This is a genomic window from Paenibacillus dendrobii, from assembly GCF_009807035.1.
GTDB classification, from domain to species: Bacteria; Bacillota; Bacilli; order Paenibacillales; family Paenibacillaceae; genus Paenibacillus_AQ; species Paenibacillus_AQ dendrobii.
Map to the genome: position 1 here is coordinate 1,007,102 of NZ_WUBI01000001.1, position 21,740 is coordinate 1,028,841.

15 protein-coding genes and 1 pseudogene are annotated in these 21,740 nt (G+C 45.7%); 4 read left to right on the forward strand and 12 right to left on the reverse strand.

Annotated features, from left to right (window positions below):
• Positions 1-328 precede the first annotated feature (328 nt).
• Together GRF59_RS04265 and GRF59_RS04270 are read left to right on the forward strand one after the other, a co-directional pair.
• On the forward strand, positions 329-1,108 hold the full coding sequence (locus GRF59_RS04265; protein WP_160498111.1) for a methyltransferase domain-containing protein: 780 nt from the start codon (positions 329-331) through the stop codon (positions 1,106-1,108).
• Positions 1,109-1,368: 260 nt separating this feature from the next.
• Positions 1,369-2,304, forward strand: a complete 936-nt coding sequence (locus tag GRF59_RS04270; RefSeq protein ID WP_160496403.1) for an iron-hydroxamate ABC transporter substrate-binding protein — start codon at positions 1,369-1,371, stop codon at positions 2,302-2,304.
• A gap of 67 nt (positions 2,305-2,371) precedes the next feature.
• On the opposite strand, the gene metE is transcribed toward GRF59_RS04270, so the two are convergent.
• On the reverse strand, positions 2,372-4,660 hold the full coding sequence (gene metE / locus GRF59_RS04275; protein ID WP_160496404.1) for a 5-methyltetrahydropteroyltriglutamate--homocysteine S-methyltransferase: 2,289 nt from the start codon (positions 4,658-4,660) through the stop codon (positions 2,372-2,374).
• Between the two features lie 241 nt (positions 4,661-4,901).
• Here metE and GRF59_RS04280 point away from each other — a divergent pair, with 241 nt between their 5' ends.
• Positions 4,902-5,471 (forward strand): DUF2207 domain-containing protein, encoded by a 570-nt coding sequence (locus tag GRF59_RS04280; RefSeq protein WP_160496405.1) that lies wholly within the window; start codon positions 4,902-4,904, stop codon positions 5,469-5,471.
• A gap of 102 nt (positions 5,472-5,573) precedes the next feature.
• On the opposite strand, the gene GRF59_RS04285 is transcribed toward GRF59_RS04280, so the two are convergent.
• From GRF59_RS04285 to GRF59_RS30355, 8 genes and pseudogenes are all read right to left on the reverse strand, one after another.
• Positions 5,574-7,412: a fibronectin type III domain-containing protein gene (locus GRF59_RS04285; protein WP_160496406.1), complete on the reverse strand. Its 1,839-nt coding sequence runs from the start codon at positions 7,410-7,412 to the stop codon at positions 5,574-5,576.
• A gap of 254 nt (positions 7,413-7,666) precedes the next feature.
• The gene (locus GRF59_RS04290) at positions 7,667-10,174 is read right to left on the reverse strand and encodes a hypothetical protein (RefSeq protein ID WP_160496407.1); all 2,508 of its coding nucleotides are present in this window, start codon (positions 10,172-10,174) and stop codon (positions 7,667-7,669) included.
• Positions 10,175-10,250: 76 nt separating this feature from the next.
• Entirely contained in the window at positions 10,251-11,591 is a 1,341-nt protein-coding gene (locus GRF59_RS04295; protein ID WP_160496408.1) for an extracellular solute-binding protein, read from the reverse strand.
• Between the two features lie 39 nt (positions 11,592-11,630).
• Positions 11,631-12,791: an efflux RND transporter periplasmic adaptor subunit gene (locus GRF59_RS04300; RefSeq protein ID WP_160496409.1), complete on the reverse strand. Its 1,161-nt coding sequence runs from the start codon at positions 12,789-12,791 to the stop codon at positions 11,631-11,633.
• A 108-nt stretch (positions 12,792-12,899) separates the two neighbouring features.
• Positions 12,900-13,733: a carbohydrate ABC transporter permease gene (locus GRF59_RS04305; protein WP_202128588.1), complete on the reverse strand. Its 834-nt coding sequence runs from the start codon at positions 13,731-13,733 to the stop codon at positions 12,900-12,902.
• 57 nt (positions 13,734-13,790) lie between these two features.
• Complete coding sequence (locus GRF59_RS04310; protein ID WP_160498112.1) at positions 13,791-14,657, reverse strand: carbohydrate ABC transporter permease; 867 nt, start codon at positions 14,655-14,657, stop codon at positions 13,791-13,793.
• A gap of 240 nt (positions 14,658-14,897) precedes the next feature.
• Positions 14,898-16,448 carry an ATP-dependent nuclease gene (locus GRF59_RS04315; RefSeq protein ID WP_341480004.1) on the reverse strand — a complete coding sequence of 517 codons (1,551 nt, stop codon included), beginning with the start codon at positions 16,446-16,448 and terminating at the stop codon, positions 14,898-14,900.
• Positions 16,449-16,730, reverse strand: a pseudogene (locus GRF59_RS30355) (AAA family ATPase); the annotation flags it as partial.
• A 187-nt stretch (positions 16,731-16,917) separates the two neighbouring features.
• On the opposite strand from GRF59_RS30355, the gene GRF59_RS04320 reads away from it, so the two are divergent.
• Entirely contained in the window at positions 16,918-17,760 is an 843-nt protein-coding gene (locus tag GRF59_RS04320; protein WP_160496412.1) for a CAP domain-containing protein, read from the forward strand.
• 64 nt (positions 17,761-17,824) lie between these two features.
• Here GRF59_RS04320 and GRF59_RS04325 read toward each other — a convergent pair whose 3' ends face one another.
• From GRF59_RS04325 to GRF59_RS04335, 3 genes are all read right to left on the reverse strand, one after another.
• The gene (locus GRF59_RS04325) at positions 17,825-19,618 is read right to left on the reverse strand and encodes a glycoside hydrolase family 30 protein (protein ID WP_237391625.1); all 1,794 of its coding nucleotides are present in this window, start codon (positions 19,616-19,618) and stop codon (positions 17,825-17,827) included.
• A 292-nt stretch (positions 19,619-19,910) separates the two neighbouring features.
• Positions 19,911-20,381 (reverse strand): GNAT family N-acetyltransferase, encoded by a 471-nt coding sequence (locus tag GRF59_RS04330; RefSeq protein WP_160496414.1) that lies wholly within the window; start codon positions 20,379-20,381, stop codon positions 19,911-19,913.
• Between the two features lie 218 nt (positions 20,382-20,599).
• Positions 20,600-21,739 (reverse strand): toxic anion resistance protein, encoded by a 1,140-nt coding sequence (locus GRF59_RS04335; protein ID WP_160496415.1) that lies wholly within the window; start codon positions 21,737-21,739, stop codon positions 20,600-20,602.
• Position 21,740: the final 1 nt, after the last annotated feature.

A 21,740-nucleotide genomic window follows, 5' to 3' on the forward strand; every position in this document is an offset into this window, starting at 1 on the left:
GAATATGCCTATTATTTTCAATGGTCAACAGTCCTCCTCCCCCCTTCCATGTCATATGTTTTATTATAAGATTCCTCCAATTTATGGATAATAGGCAGAACTACGACAATTGTATGCGATTTCAAGCATATCTAACCAAACGGCATTGGATTCAAGAGTTACTTACTTTCTGAGTTTCACACTCTCTTTCGAATCGCTCATATAGGCTTGCCACCTATTTACAGCTAAATAAATGTATGATAAATTCAAAGTACATTCCATTAAGCGATACAATGTTTCATCTAATGAAACAAAACGTAAGCTTTTGTATTCTAAGGAGGAATTGGTCATCGATAATTCAATTAAACATCAAGTGCAGCAGCAATTTGCAAAGAATGCGGAGAAATATGTCACTAGCTTTCGTCATGCGAAAGGCGAAGATTTGGCCCTGCTTGTTTCAAGTTCAATGGCCGATGATACGATGCTCGTGCTTGACATCGCGACGGGCGGCGGGCATGTTGCGAATGCTCTTGCCCCTTTGGTCCGCCGTGTGACGGCTTTGGATTTGACTGAAGAGATGCTCATGAAGGCTGCTGAGTTTATTCGGGGAAACGGTCATTCAAATGTCGATTTCGTACAAGGGGATGCGGAGCATCTTCCTTTTTCCGATGCTGTTTTCGATCTCGTTACCTGCAGAATCGCGGCACATCATTTTCCGGATATCCCTGCTTTCGTTCATGATGCATACCGCGTCCTCAAACCGGGCGGGAAGCTGCTGCTTATTGACAACGTAGCTCCCGAAAAAGAAATTTTCGATCATTTCTATAATGAAATTGAAAAGCAAAGAGATCCCAGCCACGTACGGGCGTGGAAAAAAACGGAATGGATCCGTCTCATTGAGCTTGCAGGCTTTCGCCTAGAAACGATCGTTTCTTTTCCGAAACCGTTCCAATTTCATGATTGGTGCCAGCGGGCTGGACTTGCGGCAGAAGAACAACATCTACTTGAGAAAAAGCTGCTTCAAGCTTCAAACGAACTACGTGAATTCTTCTTCATAGAGAACGATGAATCTGGCGGAATTTCAAGCTTTAAAGGCGAATCTATTTATCTTCAAGCGGTGCGATTCTGATGAATTAAGTCCAATAGATTCACTATGCGATGTCTGTAGTACAAACAAATGAAAAATGACCGATGAAGTGCAACGGCAAAGCAAAGAAACACTCCTACTTGGAGTGTTTCTTCATTTAAAGTCATTAAAACTATTGACAGCAGCCATGCGGAACTATATTATACATGATATTGATAATCATTCTCATTTTTTTATGTTACGCTTCTCATCCGTGAATTGATAATCAAAAAAATACATAGCATGTGCAAAGGGAGAGTCTAATGAAAAAGCATTTTGCGTTAGTAGTTCTAGTTCTTGTATTCCTATTGAGTGCGTGTGGCGGCAAAACAGACAAAGCCAACGACGCAACCCCATCTTCTGAGCCAGCTTCCTCCAAAACCGAGATGGTCACCTATCAATCCGAAAATGGACCGGTCGAGGTACCGGCGAATCCTCAGCGCGTCGTAGTTCTTACCCGGTTCCTAACAGGTAACGTCATGGCACTTGGTGTACCTGTCGTTGGTGTAGATGAAATGTCCAAAACCAACCCCAGATTCGAAGAAAAGCTGAAAGATGTTGAAGCCGTTTCGGATGAAAGCGTAGAAAAGATTATCGAACTGAACCCGGATCTTATCATTGGACTGTCAGACATTAAAAACATTGATAAGTTCAAGAAAATAGCTCCTACGGTGACTTATACTTACGGAAAAGTTGATTACTTAACGCAGCAGCTTGAAGTCGGGAAACTGCTTAATAAAGAAAAAGAAGCCGAGGCCTGGGTAACTGATTTTAAGACACGCGCCCAAAAGGCCGGTGAAGAAATCAAAGCTAAAATTGGAGCAAATGCGACTGTGTCCGTCATTGAAACCTTCAATAAGCAGCTTTACGTTTATGGCTACAATTACGGTCGCGGTACCGAGATTCTCTATAATGAATTCAAACTCGACATGCCGAAGGCTGTCAAAGAGGCTACAGCTAAGGATGGATACCTTGCCTTATCGACAGAAGTGCTGAAGGATTACTTTGGCGACTATGTTATTTTCAGCAAGAACGCCGATGAGGACAGTTCATTCCAAAATACCGAAGTGTACAAAAATATTCCTGCCGTTAAAAACGGTCATGTCTTCGAAGTCGACGCCAAATCGTTCTATTTTAACGATCCGCTAAGCCTGGATTATCAGCTTGATTTCTTCATTAAAAGTTTTCTTGGCAAGTAATCGTACATGATATTTTCCAATAAGAAACCCCGCCAATACGATTGGCGGGGTTTCTTTATACTTATACCTATACCTTTAAGGTATATTTTTCACGAGCGATCTGCGTTGCTTTGACCATGTTCCGCAAGGAATCAACAGTCTCCTCAACGCCCCGTGTTTTCAGTCCGCAGTCCGGATTGATCCAGAACAGCTTCGGATCCAGCACGCGTAAGGCGCGGTCGATCATATTCGTCATTTCCTCTACTCGTGGAACGCGAGGGCTATGGATATCATAGACACCCAAACCGATTCCCAGTTCATACGTATTCTGCTCAAAGCTATGAATCAGTTCTCCATGACTGCGGGAAGTCTCGATCGAAATTACATCGGCATCCATGGCTTCGATCGAATCGATCATGTCGTGGAACTCACAATAGCACATATGCGTGTGTATTTGCGTCGTGTCCTGTACCGTACAAGTGGTCATTCGGAATGCCTTGACCGCCCAGGCCAGATACTCCGCTTGGTCTTCTTCTTTAAGCGGCAGTCCTTCTCGAACCGCAGGTTCATCTACTTGAATCATGCCGATGCCTGCTTCCTCAAGCGCCTCTACCTCTTGTCTCAGCGCATAAGCCAGCTGGTAAGCAATTTGTTCGCGCGGAATATCTTCCCGTACGAACGACCAGTTCATAATCGTAATCGGTCCGGTAAGCATGCCTTTTACGGGTCTTTCGGTTTTTGTCTGTGCATACTTGGTCTCCTCGACCGTCATTGCGTTCTCAAAGGCCACGTCTCCAAAAATAATCGGTGGTTTCACGCAACGGGAACCATAAGATTGAACCCATCCATATTGGGTAAAGGCGAAGCCTGCAAGTTTCTCACCGAAAAACTCGACCATATCCGTCCGTTCGAATTCTCCATGCACGAGTACATCAAGCCCAATCTCTTCCTGCAGTTTAATCCAGATATCGATCTGCTCCCGGATAAAGTCAGCGTATTGTTCATTGTTCCACTCGGCTTTTCTCCACGATTGACGCGCTTTCCGTACTTCTACGGATTGCGGGAAGCTTCCGATCGTCGTCGTTGGGAAAATCGGTAGCTGCCACTTCTTCTGTTGGACCACATGACGCTCGGCAAATGGCAGTGAACGCTGCGGTTGCTGACCACTAATGGCAGATACGGCTTGTTGTATGTCCAGACGGTTTCGTTCGTCAGAACTCTTAAGCGCCTGAAGAGCCCGTTCGCATGTATCCAAATCGTCTGCTATGGAGCCCTCGCCTGAATTAATTGCTTTTACTAAAAGGACAATCTCGTCCAATTTCTCATCAGCAAATGAGAGAGCATTTTTCAATTCCGTTTGAAGTTTTGCTTCATTTTGTACCGTTACGGGGACATGCAGTAGACTGCATGAAGATTGCACAATGAGACGGTCGTTCGTTACGATTGCAGCCAGTTCATTGAGGAGTCCGCATTTCTCGCGAAGTGACGCTCTCCAAATGCCGCGTCCGTCGATAACGCCCGCTCCCAACACTTTGTCCTCAGGAAAACCCAGTTCTTTTATCGAAGCCAGATTACCAGAGTGTCCATGCACGAAATCAAGGCCTATACCTTTAACAGGAAGCTCCGAAATTTCTTTATAATTTTCAACAGATTCAAAGTAGGTTTGCAGCATGATGTTCAGAGAAGGTACCGCTGCAGCAAAAGCTTCATAAATGTTCCGAAGCCGGCTTAAGTCGGCCTGATCCAATCCAGTGACCAGGATCGGCTCATCAATTTGCACCCACTGGACTCCCTCACGTTCGAGCTCTTGCAGAATCTGAATGTACAGCGGAATGAAGCGCTCCAGCCAGGCATCGGTTTCCGATGCTTGATATCCTTTGGACAACTTCAAGAACGTTAATGGTCCTACAATAACCGGTTTCCCCTCAACACCGAGTTGTTCCTTGGCTTCGCGATAGGCAATAAGCGGTTTGTTCTCGGTAATGGTCGGCTCTGCACCATCTAGCTCAGGTACGATGTAGTGATAGTTGGTATTGAACCATTTGGTCATTTCGCTCGCTGCTGCCTCTTTCGTCCCGCGCGCAATACCATAGTATACAGACAAAGGAACTTCGCCGCCCGTATAAGAGAAGCGCTTCGGAACAATTCCGAACATTACGGCTGTATCCAGCACATGATCGTAATAGCTGAAGTCATTGACCGCAATAATATCGATGCCCTTTTCCTGTTGCTTCCGCAGATGATTCAGACGAATCTCCCGAAGCTTGTCTTGAAAAGCTGCTTCTTCAAGCTTGCCGGACCAGAATGCTTCCAATGCCTTCTTCCACTCTCGTTCCGCACCAATACGCGGATATCCCAATACACTGCTTTTCGCCATATCGTACACTCCTATACAAATTGTTACGAGTAAGATATCACGTATTCATCGTTATAGTGTAACTGAAAAAAACTATATCCAGCTATAGCTTTTGGCTATATCCATTAAAATCCAAACATAAATCCATATTTCTACAGCATTCTCGGGATGTTGCCCGATTAACACCCCCTGGCATTGCATCCGCTATTAAAATCGAATATTGTAAAATGAAAACGATACTTCTTACAACTAGGAGGAACGAATGATTCTGTTTTTAATTATGTTGGGACTTGTTATCGCCGGTGTGGTTTTTGTGGTCTACCGTAAGACCATAAAAGATACCCTTGAATTATTCCGTAAATTCAATGTTCCCGACCCTTCAACGATCGTGCTGGACCCGAAGCTAGATTCTGAGATCGCACGTTACCGGAATTGTTTCGATATAAAGCAACTCGAGGATATACATACCGAACTTAAAGTTCGACAAGGAAATGCGGTTGAAACAACATCTAAAATTATCGGTACCATATACTTGCCCATGAGCGCTGTGGTATTGACTCTGATGGGTTTATTTTCCGACCTGACTTTTCCGTACTACTTTTTTTGGGCTTTGATCATCTTTATTTTAGCTTTTATAGTCATGGCCTATATTGACTCTTATTTCACGCAAAAGAACAAGACATTCATCGAAGGTCAGTTGGTTGTGGTCGAAAAAAGAATCGCCGAATTAGAAGCGGAGAAAACGGTTAATTCTGCTCGACAAACAACACCCCCTCCTAAGCCTCAAAAGTATTATGGAAATCAGAAGAAAAAATCGAATAGGAAAAAGTGATCCATGGGATAGTATCTATTTTTTTCAGTCACGCAAAAATAGTCCCCAATACTCGGCAAAGACCGAATACTGGGGACTTTTCGCTTTTCCCTGATAACTAGATTATTTCAACAACCAAAGAGCTGGCACGTTTGACGGCTCCCAGCCAATCAAAGAAGTATGGGGCTGACGACAAACATATGTCTTGCCTCCATACGTCACTTCGTCATTGACTTTATAGCTAACATTCGGAGCCCAAGCCTGTGCTCCGCTTTGCGGATCCGTCGTAGCGCTCACAATAGCACCCGTTGACACGTTACCAGCCGCGTCCTTTGCCGTCACGGTAAACTGGTAGTTCGTATTTGCCGTTAGGCCGCTGATCGTGGCGGTTGTCCCCGTCACATTGACGGAATTTGCTCCATATGCGACTATGTAGCCCGTTACACCGACATTATCACTGGAAGCCGTCCAACTTAGAGAGACGCTTGTCGCAGTTTTTCCCGTCACCTGCAGGTTGCCTGGTTGGGAAGGAGGGGTTTGATCAACTCCCGTGCCTGCAGCATCCGTTTTAACGGTAAGTGGACTGCTGGCAGCCGATTGATTGCCCTTTGCATCCTTGGCTTTTACGGTAAATACATAGGATGTATCCGGCGTAAGACCCGAAATCGATGCGCTGGTACCCGTTACATTCAGAGATTGGGACCCATAGTAAACCGTATAGCCCGTTACGCCAACATTATCCGTCGAGGCCGACCAGTTCAAATTGACGGTCGTGGACGATTTGGAGACAACGGCAACATTCGTTGGAGCCGTTGGAGGTTGGGTATCCGGTACGGAGGGACTTAGGGCATCCAGGTACGCACGATGGCTGTTTGAGAATTCAAAGTTGTTAAACTTATCCCAGTTGATGGACCACGTCATCACGCCGCGGAAATCAGGATAGCCGCTTGTGCTGCCGCGTGTTTTATAACTGGTCAACTGCACGCCTTTAATCAGCGCATCAAGCGCTTTTTGTACCTCTGCAACAGATGTGAAGCCCCCTCCTGCATTGGCATTGGCCGGGAGTCCAAGAAGGACTTGGTCAGGCCGTAGCGCCGGGAACATATTATTCTGGTTTTTGGCAACCGGAAAGCCTGTCAATACCATATCCGCCATGGCAACGTGGAAGTCTGCGTTACCCATCGTATGATATTGATCATCCAGCCCCGTGATCGGACCGGAGTTGTAGTTCTGCACCTGCAGCCAATCCAGAATATCGCGAGTTGCATAGATGACGGGCAAATACGCGCCTGCGCGGCTATCACAACTGATGCAGCTGCCCCCATAAAAGCTATATCCAAGCTGTACGAAGAAAGTTTCCGGAGCCATCGTCAGGTAAAACTTATCCGTTCCAAAATGATTATTGATGGTTCGCAGCGCAGATATCAAATTGACGATCACTGGCGTAGTCGGGTTCTTGAAATCACTATCACCTGAATTCAAGAATAGCGAATGACCTTCAAAATCAACATCCAATCCGTCGAACCCGTATTTTTCAATGATGGATGTCACGGAATTCACGAAGTTATCGCGTGCAGACGTGCTGGTCAACTGCACTTGACCGTTTGCGCCACCGATGGAGATGATCACTTTTTTACCTTGGGATTGGAGATAGGCTACATCGGCTTTGAAATCGGCATCCGTGTAATTGTAAGGAGTAAACCCGATCGTTCCGTTGGTGACACCGGAGGTGGGTTCAGCGAATGAGACGTTGATAACATCAAATTTGGTGGAAACGTCCCGAAGCTTGATAAACCCGGATCCGTTATCGAAATTGTGCCAGTAACCAACAATGGTCTTACTTGCCACGGCAGCATGCGCCTTCGGTGTGTTAAAAATCACCAACTGAAGCAGAGTTACAGCTAACATAGTAATCAATGCGATAATCCAAGGCTTGCGAAACAAGGTACGATTGACAACCATTCCCTAAAGTCCTCCTTCAAAATAAAGCCCAAATGATAGCGTTCACAAATCACATCGTGGATTGAATAACCGAAGCGTCCCTCCTTTCTTAACCCATAAAAGCGATCAGGACATTAGGGATAATATGAGAATATATGGTAATAAATGCCTATTTGTGCTCGCGATGATTACAAATGATTTTTCACGCTCATGAACGATAGAAATAAGCCCAGTCAGGTGACTGGGCTTGCTCTAATCGAGATGCATTTCAACAACTATGGATTGACGCTGCTCGTTTCCGCTCGCAAGTAAATAATCGGGTACGATTGACTGCCCAGCAGAATTCTTCGCCCCTGGAATTCATCATACAAATTTACGCGGATAGAACCTCCCTTCAACGTATTGTAGAGATTGCTGGTAAGCGTTATTGAGAACGATTTACTGTTACCTATTGTCCAATCCGTTCCGAGTGTCAACGATTTTTCCGTAGATTGTCCAAATGGGTCCGTAAGTTCCAGGACAAGCTTATGCTCATAGGCACCTGCCTCAAAATCACCATTTTGCGATAAACTGTAATGCAAGACAGTGTTCAATGTATCCGTCCCTTCTGTAAGAGTACTTTCCGCCTTTGCAATGGAAAGACTATACGGAAACATATCCACGTCCTTCAGATTCGAAGCAGGTTTAACAGCAGTCGGGGTAAGGTGAAGACTGAATGTATTGATATACCCGCTTGCTTCTCCGCCTGCATCCGTCAGCATGCTATCCGTTACGCCTTCCCCAATATAAAGCATCAGCTTTGAGGTATTCACATTGCGAGGCAGTTTACTCCAAACGGTTACCAGGCTTTTTCCGCCCGGACTGATCGAGCTGGATGACTGCGTAACGACGGATTCATAGTATTGATTGTCATCCGATTTATAATAAGCAACGAGCTGAGACGGTTTCGATTGACGCGGTTCCTCGTTTATCATTTCAAGCTCTGTATACATCAAGTTGCTGCCGTTATCGCCATAAACGGTCGATCTGCGTTCCCTTAATTCTGCTTTTTTGCCCATGGTGTCCACATGATAGGAACCGCCAGCCGCCACAGAATTCATGACCGTATTCACTGCACTCGTATTCATCGATAGAAATTTCTTGACATTCTCTCCCGCGATTTCCTGTAGCACAATTCTGAGTTGACTGATGTTATAAGTGTAAGGCACCTTCGCTAGCACATACATTTCTGCCGATTCATTTGGTGCTAGAGTCGTGTGACCATTACCGCTCACGATCTGGGCTGACCCACTTAGATCATTCATTCCCGCTTTGACTAAAGCCTTGAGCGGTGGCAGCTGAACGGTATTGCCCGTCGTATTGCGCAAGCTGATTTTGGCCGTAATCTGATCGCCATCGGCCCATGGCAGACGCTGGAAAGCATCGAGCTTGACAGCGAATCTTCCATGATCGTTTTCAAGCGGGTACTCCATCCCCAGAACGTAGTTACTTTCCTGAGAATACGGAATTTTGTATCGAGCCGCTGGAAAAATGATCTTGTCGTCAACATACGGTTCCGATAATACCAGCTGCAGTGAACTTTGATTCAGTTTTAACGGCACCATTGCGGTTAGTTCAATGAGCCTCTCTTCAAGAGGTTTAATCGATAGATGGGCTAGTTCTTTGGAATCCACCGGAATGCTGTACCCTTCTACTGCCTTAATCGCAAGATCGTAAGCGGGTAGCGTCACCGGTTTGTTGCCGAGATTCTTGATGCGGAATTGAAGACTCCATTTCGCCGATTCGTTCTCCGTATATATCGTTGCACTCTTCAGCTGCGTTTCCACAGCATTCTTGTCGATCGTTAGCTTCTTGATGGAGTAATCACCCACGGCTGAATCCGAAGCAGAAAGGGCCGGGAGATTGAAGGATTGAATTGGAAGGTTGAATTTCAATGCCGGGTCTTCCTGCGCGAATTGCAGTATCATGTTATCCGTCTTCATGTAAGATGGGACTTCGGCCAGGTAATTAATTGTTTTCTTTTCCAGAGGCTGCACTTTGTAATGGCTGCTTCCTTCTTCCAGCGCGAGCTCGAATACCGATCCACCAGCCGATCTCAAGTATGCTTTATATCCGGGATCGTTCAGCACCTTACTACCAGCATTCACGAGACTGACGCCAACTCTCAGGTATACTTTTCCGTTAAGAACTTCTTTTTGCATGCTTTCGGCCTTGGCCGTCACGGGCAGATCATTCATCATGATCTTTTTGCTTTGTCCTTGGGATGCCACGGTTGAATAACTGTTCGGTATCGTGAAGGAGCCCAGCGATTTTTGGTAATTGGAGCTGTTGAAGTCCCAGCCGAACATCGATATTTTAACTCCGCTTATTTTTGCTGCTTTGCCGATATTGACGTAGTACGTAACCGTTTGTCCGCTCTGCGCAGGTACTTTTTTTATCGCAACATCCCTTGTAACGGGTTTGCCTTGCACTACTGTCCCGCCTGTCGTGGTTACTTTGGAAAAATAATCGATCAGATCCATGCTGCTTCCTGTGCCATTAGTGTATTGAAGCGTATAGATCAGAATATTCCCGCTCGGCTGGGCAAACATATCCACATTCATCAGTTTTACGCTGAACTGTCTCTTCAAGGTAACAGTTCCCAGCTTATCAAGCGTGAATGAGGTTGTTGTGTATGTTTTAGTGATCGATGCTGCCCCTGCGTATGCTCCATTAGATATAATCTGGCTTACGAGCAATGTGCTAACCAAAACTGCTGCGTATATCTTTATCGATTTGTTCATCAATGCCCCTCCTGGATGAGTTCTTCCAAAGAAAAAGCAGCTCACGAGGTGGCTGCTTCTCCGTTATTCATGCCTCCTATTCGTTCAAATAGGTTGTCGCCCGATTCTGGATAAGCTTGGCTACTTCTTCTGCAGATTTCTGTCCGCTAAAAAATGACAAACCTTCCTCGCCTATGAGGGAAATCACTTTACCATCCAGTTCGGCGTATTGATCCGCGCTTTGAACGAGTTGTTTGAACTGCATAAATGCATCGTCCGGTACTTTGGCTGTTTTACCGTCCGGAAGCTTGTATGCTCCATCTTTAACCTTCACCTGAACTTCGTCCAACTTCTTGTTATTCACTGATGTGAGAAGCGAGAATCCTTCTCTCTCTTGCAAAGATTGTGCTTCATCAGACAACAAGAAAGCGATAAATTTCCATGCTTCCTCCTTCACCGGAGACTTGGCTTGAATCGCAAACTGGGATGAAGGAATGATGCGCATGCCGCCTGCTTTGCCTGTATGCGGCTTTTGCAGCAGTAGCGGATTTTCGAAGTATGAATAAGGGCCGTCAACAAAATCTGTCGGAGAGAACAAAACGGTAGAATAAAACAATTGATTGCCCATCTCTGCCTGATTGGAAGTCATAATCTTTTCGTCGTACATTTGTTTGATTTGCTGCATCAGTTCAATGAATGCGGGTCCGTCAAAGGTTGAAGTTTTTGAGGTACTGTCAACGAACTCCGTATAATTATCCACGGCCATTTCTTGGAGAGTGACTTCCGGCGGATTGTTTGCGAGAGCATAGAGCTGCCTTTTGCCGCTTTTTCCTGCCTGCTGAATGAGCTCCTTCGATGTCGCTTCGAACTCCTTCCAGTTCCAGTTCTTATCGTCAACTTTCACGCCGGAGTTCTTAATCACGTTACCGTCGCCTACAAATGCCCGCAGGAAGAAACCGGATGGGATCGTGTACATACCGCCACTGAGCTTCAATGCATCCAAAATGCTCGTTTGCAGATCGTTTGTATTGAGCGTTTTGTCCTGCTTCATTAAATCGTTCATATTTAGCAGCAGATGCTTATTCACATACTCCTCCACGGGCAAACCGCCGACTTCGATGATGTCCGCTCCTTTGCCGGAAAGCATAGCCGTATTCGTCGTTTTTTTGTATTTCTCATAGTCCCCGGAGTCCCACTGTTCTCCCATGTTTTTATAGGACTTGATTTGCAGGTCGATATCCGGGTATTTTGCTTCAAACTTTTTCTCCAGCGATTGATAGAACGGCGTCGCTTCCTGTATCGATAAGGTGACGATCGTTTTCCCGTCTTTGGTTGTTTGTTTTTCTTTGCTTCCCGGTTTGTCGCTTCCTCCTGAACCGCATGCGGATGTCGTCGTGACGAGTGCTCCCATAAATATCACCATCAGCCACTTTTTCATCGTATAAACCCCTCCATTTTTCCCAAGTAATATCGAAAACTACTGCAAACGAACACGGTTTCCATCCTGTAAAGGTTCGCTGCTGTCCACAATGATTGCGTCCTCCTCATAAAGGCTGTCCGACTCTATCATGGTCTCTTTTTCGTTCTTTTCACTGGACATAATCCGAACTTTCCGGGCTACAAATACATTGCCGAGAGCCCCCCGCTGTTCTTCGACTTTGTAAACAAACGGGCCTTGCCGATCTTGATGGACCGCTTCGCTTGATACGAGCAATCCTTCTCGCACCGAGCGTTTTTCGATTCGAATCGATGCCTGCTCTCCTCCCTTCAGATCTGAATCAGCGACTTTGATACGAAGGGTCTTTTGAGGAATCGAAGCGCCCTGCCCGGCCTCTTCATCAGATGAGCGATCACTTCGCGGATTCGCATTCACCACTTCTTCAATCTTGCCGTTGATGACTTTGGCTTGCTGGGTCTGACTTACGTCTACATAAACCTCTATTTGCTCTCCTGCTCTAATCCCGAGACTCTTCAGCACCTTGGCTTCTGCATGAATTTCTAAGCGGAAGCCCAGACTGCTGTTCGATACAATCACATCCGGTTCTCCGGTTGATGCGAGGCCCTCAATGGCATTCACTTGGGTAACGATTCCGTCGAAAGGAGACGTCAGCTGTTTCTGACCGGTTAAACGAGTTCGCATTTCGATGATTTTTCGTTCCTGTGCAGCCATTTCCAGCTTTCCCTTTTCAATTTCGCGCTTGGCATTCCGCAGTTTGAGCTCGTCCTCTTCCATGGCGGACTGGATGAATTGATCCTGCGTATTTTGCTGCTCGATCTTCTGCTTTTCCAGGGTCGTCTCTTCCACGTCTATCTCTTGTTCAGCAGATCGGCTGTCATAGACGATCAGCATTTGCCCCTTCTTCACATGCTCTCCTTCCTTGACGAGAATCTTCTGCACTTTCCAGTCGGCCGAATTCGACAGTTTTACTTCAGCAAATGGCTGCAGCATACCGCTGCCCTCAATCGTGTAATCAAGACCACCCTTAGAGGGCTTTTCCGTTCCGACTTTCGGCAGCGTCAACGATTGCAGCGTGTTGCTGAACAAGGTGAAAAATAGCAGCAAACCCACAAAAAATACGAATACGATCTGGATGATTCGTTTGCGTTTCTGGTCAGCCGATTCTTTTCCTAGCTCCATTTCCTTTCTTTGACCTCCTAAAAACTTTCCGTAGGAAAGTTTACATCGTAAGCGTTGGCTAAAAACTTTCCGTAGGAAAGTTTACATCGTAAGCGTTACTTCTCTTGATTAACCCTTGATGCCCGACAATTGAATGCCTTCAATGAAATATGATTCCGCGTACAGGAACAACAGCACCATCGGAGACATGTAAAGCACGGATGCAGCAAATGCCATTCCCCGCTCCCCATCATTGATCCTTGATAAAAAGACTGACAGCGGCTGCTTGAACGGATTGTCCAGAAAAATAAGAGGCTGCTCCACCATATTCCAATAATCGACGAACAATAAGATCATGAGCGCAGCCAGGCCTGGTTTAATCATGGGAATAATCAATTTGAAAAAAATACGCAAATGGCCTGCGCCATCCATTTTGGCCGCTTCTATGTAAGCATGTGGAATATCGAGCATGAATTGCCTTAGCATGAACACCCCGAAAGCCGCGAATATCCCTGGTAAAATAATTGCACCGGGACTATTCATTAATCCAAGCTTATCCAACATGATGTAATTGGGAACCAGCGTCACCTGGAAAGGCATCAGCATCGTCAAGACATAGACAAGAAACAAAGGATCCCGTCCGCGGAACCTCAACTTGGAGAATGCGTATGCAGCCAGTGCCGCCACAAGGGTCTGCCCGGTAATGATCGGCACCACCATAAATACGGAATTCCAGAACATCGTCAGATATTTCGGGTTGTCCATGAGCACCTTGCCATATTGCTCCAACGACACTTTATCGGGGATCAGCTTCAAATTGACGAATGGACTTTCTCTCCCTGCGCCTGCTTCGTTCATCTGCCCTATAGGGCCATAATTGATGTCAATTTCCTTTTCTGTCATCAGAGAATTCGTGAACGTGATCACAATTGGAAATAATAACATTACAGCGATCACGCCCATGACGAAGGTTAACGCGCTTTTTTGCAAGACTTTGACAACCGGCAATGTTCTCACCTCCTATTCCATGAATTGCCGATGTCTTCGTTCCAGCGCAAACATGCCCATAACAATCAGCAGAATACAGCAAAACATCAAAGCCGCTGCCGCTGTGAGCTTCTGTATGTCGAGCGACATGAACATATTGTTCATATAATGCTGCAGCATATAGATGCTGTCGTGCGGATAATCACCTGCGATGAGATACGTTTCCCGGAACACTTTAAATGAGTTGATGATCGACATCATGACGACAAAAAACATCGTTGACGTGAGATAGACCAGCGTAATGCTCCTAAACTGCCGTATACGGCCTGCTCCTTCAATCTGAGCGGTTTCGTAATAATCCGTTGGGATTTGCTGCAGCCCGGCCAAAAATAAAATAACGTTATAACCGATGTTCTTCCATAAATACACGATAATGATCACGATGCGGGCCGAGTCCGTCTTCATCCAATCTACGCGGGCAATCCCGAACTGGCTAAGCCAGGCGTTTAGAGATCCATTCCAGTCAAACAGCATTTGCCAGATGAGAATGATAGAGGCAACCGGAACGACCAGAGGCATGACGTAAGCCGTACGCAGCCATTTTCGGAGATATACACTTTTATTGAGTAAAAATGCCAGTGCAAGGGATACAACAATGAGAAGCGGAACGCTGATCAAACTGAAATAAAAAGTATTGGACGCCGCTTTGCGGAAAGAACTGCTCGCCATAAGCTCTTTATAGTTATCGAGTCCTACAAATTGACCATCCAGCGTACTGTCCATAAACGAATAAAAAATACCCAAAACAAACGGGATAAGGTAAAACATCGCAAAGCCGACACCGCTTGGAATAAGGAATAATATTGCCGCCGGAGCATCCTTGCGGAGCCACTTCCCCATAATCGTCTTCATCATCCTTTCGTTAACAAATGCTTGATACAAGCTGATTCCATTTTTGATTCCAATCATCATCCCCTTGCCCTAACAATAAGGAACACTATTAAAATAGGAATGATGCAAAAATTAAATATTCCTTAAATTTCGATTGAACTGAAATCCAGGACACAAAACCTGTAGTATTGGGAATCTTTCCGTAAAAAAAACGGCTTCTCCAAATGGAGAAACCGGTTCACCTATTGCTTATGCTATCACACCTGCTGAACGATCCATGTAATCAAGAAGTGCATTCAATTGATGTCCGATATCCAATACACCGAAATCATTCATTGTCCAAAGCTCCGCTGCTTTTTGGGCAATCTTGATTTTATCGAAGCTGCCTGAAACATTTTTGATCACGGCTTGTCCGTACGCCGTTCCTTCCTCTCCTTCCTTTAAATAGGCCTGGGCGAAAAACACGTCAAAAGAGTCCGATTCCAGGAATGTTTGATCTTGCAGTCGTGCACGATCAGGTTTCGGGAGCTCCCGTGATTGTTCCTGGTATTTAAATCTTTCCCGCTGCGGTATATGATTGCAGATCACGTCTTCCATCAAAGGTTGCGGAACATAGTTTTCTATTTCGCGGCCTGCGGTAATCCATTGGAAAATATATGGCTTCAATTCAGGATTTGCATCAAGATGCCTGGATATATTTTGCACTCTTGCTTTAAACTCGGTACGCTCGCCGCCTATGTCGCTATCGCAAACGATCGCAGCATAGCGGCTGGTTCGTAAAATATCAATGAGCGTATTTGTTTCATGGTGCATATCCTCTTCTTCCGTTTCAACCAGAACCCTGTAATGATGGAGCAGTGCCCCTCCATAATACACGAAGCTATAATCTTTCCCTTCAATGTATTGTTTGCCTCTCGCCTGAGCCATGAGTTGAATCCATTTTTGAAGATATAATTTATCACTGGGCCCTTCCACCCAAATGACAAAATTGGACTGCATCAATTGAGACGGCCTCACGCCGATTTCATCCAACAAACGATGCAAGTCCGTTCTTTGAGTACACCGCTGAACGTTTGTTGAGCCATCGGTATTTTGTTCGAACAAATAAATGGAGTAATTGGATGAAAACTGATCCACGATTGCAGACGAATGCGTCAAAAGAAAGTATCGGTGACCTTCAAAATCCTTTTCATGTTCCAGAATATGTACCAATTGAACCAACGCTTTGGTATGCATATTCAGTTCGATTTCTTCCAGGAAAATATTTGCCCGCTCATCCTTTACCATGTACAGGGCAGACAGCAGAACAACAAATTGTAATACGCCTGAACCGAGGTCCTGCAGCTTAAAAGATCGCCACTGGCCATTGCGCATGAGTTTGATTTCAAATTCTGCTTTAAATTGAAAGCTTGGAATCAATCTTTTATGCTTTTGAAGATCCTCGATTTGGCTTTGGATGGTGCCTCGTTTTTCGATATGTAGTTCTTCATTTTTCCCGTCATCCTGATAACAAATATGAAACTCTACTCTTTCATGGAGCAATTGCGATAGATATAGCGTCATTTTCTCCTGATAGTGGAGGTACCAGCTGTCATATTCCAGAATGGCACGCTCGAGAATCGAATCTGCAAATCGAATCCCGTCCATCTGAGGATGTACCCTTCCTCCTGGCGTGTTATGATTTTGTACGAACCCCCTCTTATCCGAGAATAAGCGTATGTACTGGTTGATCCATTCTGCTGCCTCTCTCCTGTTACAGTCGCCGCTGACTTCTATATCTTCGTTCTTTTTTTGAGTCATGCGAATGGTTTTCCGGGTATCTTGGGGCGGGATCTCATTCCATACAAGTGAAGCTGCAAAGGATATTTCCTCATCTTCGGACCATAAATCCCCCCCTCTAATAGCTGGAACGCCATAATAATGCTTACGGCTTTTCAGGTAATCAAACAACCGTATAATATTTGATTTGCCTACGTTATTTGCGCCTATGAAAAGGTTGATTTTTTTAAAGTTATCCAGACGGACTCCTTCTTGACAGGAATATGACTTATAACCTTGAATATGAAGTTCCTCTAGCCACATGCTGTAGCACCTCCGATTTTCACTTACATAACACTATTCTAAGAGTTTAATGACTATTTTGATAGAGTGTTCCTTCCTCAATGCGACCGCTTCCCACTGATGATCAGAATGAGGAATAAATTGATGGCTAACAGGATAACTTAATCCCGGTGACTTCACTAAAATTAACGGACCGAGGAGATTGGTGATGATAAAGTTTATCGTGCTCGCTGCCTTGATCGTGGTTGCAGGCTGTTCAACTAACGACCATATGACTCAAAAGCAGGTTTCTCAACAGCAAGTTTCTCAAAGGCATTTGACCGAGAAGCAAGTTAATCCGCATCCCGTAAAAATACAATCGCATACAAGGGAAGCTGTACCGTTTTCTACTGCGACGCAAGCATCATCGACTTCAACAGCTTGGAGCGGATCGAAACTGTCTGCAAAAGGACTTCAAGACGAACTTCCTTCCGAACTGCTTGATTTGATAAAGGCTCCAAATGGCAATAGATCAACGGGTCAAGCCCCTACGGGTTCCAACGGCAATAATAATGCGAAAATGCCAACTGGCACTACAGGCACAGGTACAGGTACAGATACAGGTACAGCCACAGAGGGACAGACGGGACAAACGACGGGACAAACCAATCAGGCCGGTCAAAACCAAGCAAATCAAAAGGATTCGACCCAGTACGCACAACAAGTTCTCGACTTGGTGAATCAGGAAAGATCCAAAGCCGGATTGAGCTCCTTGAGCATGGACGGAGATCTTTCCAAAATGGCCATGGCAAAAGCACAGGATATGTATGACAACAATTATTTTGATCATAACTCCCCAAGTCATGGTTCCCCGTTCGACATGATGAAGGAATACGGGATCACCTATAACTCGGCTGGAGAAAACATAGCCAAAGGACAAACCAGCCCCTCGCAAGTGATGAAGGACTGGATGAACAGTCCCGGACATAAGGCTAACATTTTGAATAAAAGCTATTCCAAGATCGGCATCGCTTTTTACAACAACGAATGGGTTCAGGAATTCACCGGTTAATTGCAAAAAAAGACGACTACGCAAGGAACTTCTTGCTAGTCGTCTTTTTATTATTCGGCCGGCTCTACTGCAGTGAGGTAATCACCATTTTGGACACCTGCTTTTCCCAGGAATCGCTTCCCGACAATTCGACCTTCAGATACTGGGTGCCTGCAGGCAGAAGCTGCACCGGCGTATATGTTTTTTTGTACCATTTGCTTCCGGTATATGAGCCTTGCGTACTCGTATGAACCACGGGGGTCCAATTTTGGTTATCGTTAGATGTATAGAATGCCACGCCATCCCAAACACTGAAGTGATACAGGTCTGCTTTGAATTGGGTCATGTTGGGAATATGATACACAAAACTTTGAGTTGTGCCGTCCGTTCGCTTCACCCTTGATGTATCTCCGTTAAAGTAAATGCTGTTCGTGGAATCCATCGCAAGGCCGCTGGTGTGAGAACTCGTTTTGGACCAATCGTTTAAGTCATCGGTTAATGTAGTGACCTGAGGTGCCGAAGATCCATTTTCTCCTACATAAGTAACGACGCTTTTCGGAGGGATCACCGTTTGGAATTTGCCGCTCGCAAAAGGAATCACCGGGCCTTCCGCCAGATTGAGGCTGTCGCTTGTGGTGTATGGAGTGATCCGACCTGCCGTGAAACCGCTTGGAACGAGATTGAGCTCTGCTGTAGAATCATTGTCGTTCACTGCTACGATGGTGAATTTACCGGTAACCGGATCTTTGTAAGCCGAAGTATATACGCCTGACTGCGGACTTTCCGGAGCTCCGATCCGAACATATCCAGGTTTGATGAATTTGCTGAAATTGCCGAAGGCATAATACCGTTTCGTCAGCTGGAACGTATTCGCCGTTTTGTCTACATTGATCAGGCCTTCGTCATTATTTCCTGGGATTGCTCCCGTCCAGTACATCCAAGCATTGACATTCGCTTTGGTCATAAAGTTATGGGTTTGTTTGGCGAACTTGAGCGCCGAGCCCATTCCCGGATCGTATGAATCCACTTTGGAGACTTCGGTCATCCATACCTTCTTCCCTTTAGCGGCAGCCGTTGAGAACGGAGTGGTAGGAAGCTCCGTATTGATCACGGGAACGGGATAATTATGACCGGCTACGATGTCGAGCCTCTCGGCGGATGCGGGATCATTCAACGAATCCTTGATAAGATCCTCCGACCACCAGGATGATTCGCCCGCGATAACCTTGGTCGATTGCACGCCTTCATTGATCATGGCCTGTTTTAAGTAGTCCTTCAAGAACACCTGGAAATTGGTCGAATTCCATTCACTCGAATCCCAGGACAGAAACGTCATGGAGTTAGGCTCGTTGGCGATCGAGACAGCGTACAAATCAATGCCGAATTGCTGCTTATATTCTTTGATGAACTTGGACATCAGCAGAGCATAGTCGCCATAGTTCTCTTGCTTCAGGTATCCGCCGTTCGTCGTCGAATTATTTGTCTTCATCCATGCCGGCGGACTCCATGTGCTTGCAATCAGCTTGTCGACTCCCCTGGCTTTGGCCTGCTGCATAACCCATACCTGATCAGGTCTTGCATTAAAGTCATATTGTCCCGGAGCAGGATTGAAAGCCGCAAACAAAGCGCCTCTAAAAATAGATATGCCAATTCCGGTATCGGGTGTGAATAAAAGGTCCATTACTTGGCTCCGTACAGGCTCCTGCAAATCGTAGATGGCGTCAGACCACCCGGCTTGGGATACCCCGAATCCGTCAATATCTTGCTTGATGTCATTCCAGTTGATGGAAACATCGGACGCAGCATGTGCGGTGAGCGGCACGGTGATGACTGTGGCTAATACAGCGCTTAAAGCAATACTCATCAGCTTTTTTACCATGTTTCTTCCCATTACAAAACCACCTTTTTTTCAGGATGACGTGACGAATGGAATGAAAGTATCATCATGCTGCTAAGGTTTTCAATGCAAACATTTCTTATATAAGTCCCCCCCAATTCATATTCAGCTGCTCCTTACGCGACGATTATACACAGCAGCCCAAAAGTTAACTACCATAATCATGACTTGTTAATGCCATCTTAATGACTCGCGTGCTATTGCTCGCCACATTCAAGCTGATCCACTCCGCCTGCAAAAACGAAAAGCCTGATTTCTCAGGCTTTTCATGCTTTTATCTTTGGGCGACTGTTATGTTCAAGGTCATAAATAAACTGTTAGGATCCTCGATGTATTCCGCAAAGGGGTGGCAGTATTGAAAACCGAAGCTTTCATATAATCTCCTGGCAGGCTCGAAAGCTTCCATAGAGCCCGTCTCCAGGCTAAGACGCCGATAGCCGCGCCGTTTGGCTTCTTCAATGATATGAGCAAGAATCCTTCTGGCAACGCCTTTTCTTAGATGCGACGTTGCTGTACGCATCGATTTGATCTCCCCATGTTCTTCATCCAGTTCTTTGATCGCACCGCAACCGGCTAACTCCCCTTCTTCCCAAGCACTCCAAAATGTCACTTCCGGGCTTCGGAGTCCGTCCAAATTCAGCGCATGCGTGCTTTCCGGCGGAGATAGCTCCGACATGTTATGAAGATGCTGACCTATTAAGTCAGCCACCTCTGGTCCGCTTAAATCGTCAATTCTAATATCCATCATCAACACTCCTTCATGACTACTCAACGAATGATAAAGCGGCGTTACCTTAACTTCAAACTTATCATAAAAATAAAACAGCGTCCTCACATCGCATGTTACGGCAATACGTTCTTTGCATGGGCATACTTTTGGCTTAACTCAAAAAGCCCTTCCACAAGTGGAAGGGCTTTTGTATATATATACATATAAGAACAGTATTATGGAATGAATTCCCTTTATAAACCTAATTTATGGCCCTTTTCCAGACGCTGAATCTGCTTTTCACCACTGTCTGCCATTTCACGGAATTGATTGATCGTATCGCGCATTTTAGGCAATGCTTCCTGCTTGTAGGTGCTGATGGAATCCAAAGCGGACAACACATCCGTAAAGGCTTGTTTCAACGTATCTACCGAAATACTGGCCTGAAGCGCTTGCTTCTGAATCTCGGCCCCTTGGTTTTTCAACATTCTCGACGTGCTGGAGATCAGTTCATTCGTCGTTTGATTTAAAAGTTCGATTTTCTTCAGGACAATCTTTTGATTATAGAGCGCACTGGCAACCGTTACGGAAATCTTAAGCGCCGAAACTGTAACGTTCTTCGCTCTGTCCACTCCGCGGATCAGTTCCTTGTTGTTGCGGATGACCACTTCAATTGCCATGATCCCCTGCTGGTTGACGACCAGCATCTGTTGCAGATCCATAACCCGCTGCCGCAGCGGAAACAGAACTTCTTCGGTAATGAAGCGGATTTTATCTGGATCCTCGTTGCGCAACTTTGCGGCTTCGATCTGCGATTCAATCGATTCGTCCATCAGTCCGCCAAGCTGGATTTCCTTTTGGAGCTTTTTCGTCAATTCCCGAAGCGTCTGCTGCTCAATCTCCAGCGTGGTATTGTCATTCTTAAGGGTTTGCTTTCCTTTATCCAAGGAGACCACGATATCCGCAATGACACTATCCGCTTTCTCGAATCTCAAGAAATAGGCACGAAGCGGGTTGAAGAGCTTACCTAGAAGGCCCGTTTTCGCAAAGTCTACCACGCTCGGATCCAAGTCCTTCAATTGTGTATGCAGTTCGGCCAGCCCTTTGGCGACATCCCCGCCCTCGTCACCCGTTTTGGATAGTTTGCCTACCGAAACCTGAAGCAGGGCGTTTTTATCCGAGGATACTTTCATCGTATTCAAACCGAAAGCATCGATGGATTGCAGAATTTCTTTCCGTTTATCCAGCGATTCGATATCGAGATCCATGATCGCAGCCACATTGGAATCCGCCAGCTCCTGGAGTTTTGCAACCTCTTCAGGTACCGGTTTTACCTCTTCCTCAATCGCTGCTTTAATTTCGTCCGGACTTGCTACTTCCATCGAAAATGACATC